The organism is Legionella sheltonii (assembly GCF_026191355.1).
In the GTDB taxonomy this organism is placed as follows: domain Bacteria; phylum Pseudomonadota; class Gammaproteobacteria; order Legionellales; family Legionellaceae; genus Legionella; species Legionella sheltonii.
Genome location: NZ_JAPHOQ010000048.1, coordinates 1 through 840, shown reverse-complemented (window position 1 = coordinate 840; position 840 = coordinate 1). Strand labels below are relative to the sequence as shown.

The following is an 840-nucleotide window of genomic DNA, read 5'->3' as shown; positions in this document are numbered from 1 at the left end:
TGACCTATCCCCCAAAAATAATGCCATGACATAGATGAGATTTCCGATAAACTAAACCAAAAGGAGATCTCAAAGTGAAAAAGCGTTACACAGAAGAACAAATTATAAAAGCAATCAAATCGCATGAAGCAGGTATAAAGGTCGAAGAGATATGTCGAGACTATGGAATTTCGTCAGGCACATTTTACAATTGGCGAAGTAAGTATGCTGGCCTTGAAGTGAATGAGGCCAAGCGTCTTCGTGAGCTTGAATCAGAGAATGTTAATCTTAAAAAACTGTTGGCAGATAAGCTCCTGGAGCTAGAGGCAATGAAGGATGTATTATCAAAAAAGTGGTGAAGCCAGCAGCAAGAAAGTCGATCATCGAGCACCTAATATGTTTCTTTAAGTTGAGTGAGCGAGTAGCTTGCAAGCTGGCAGGATTAAGCCGCACAGCATTTCGTTATCAATGTAAACCACGTACGGATGAGAAGGCCAGAACACGACTCAAGGTTTTAGCCGCACAATATCCGGCCTATGGTTATTTAATTCTTCATGGACTACTTAAAGCTGAAGGCTTGGTTCAGAATAAGAAGCATACTTATCGATTATACACTGAGGAGGGACTTCAAGTTCGAACAAAGAAAAGGAAAAAACTGACTCGTCCTCGCCAACCAATGGAAGTTCCTTCTGCACCAAACCAGCGTTGGTCGATGGATTTTGTATCGGATCAACTTAGCAATGGGAGACGATTTCGAATATTGAATGTAGTGGATGATTATTCTCGTGAAATGGTTGGCCAGCTAATATCTACCTCAATCAGTGGCAAACAAGTGGCTCGCTTTTTAGACCAACTTATTGA

At 41.2% G+C, this 840-nt stretch carries 1 pseudogene; it reads left to right on the top strand.

From position 1 onward, the window contains the following. Positions 1-74 precede the first annotated feature (74 nt). Positions 75-840, top strand: a pseudogene (locus OQJ26_RS19300) (IS3 family transposase); the annotation flags it as partial.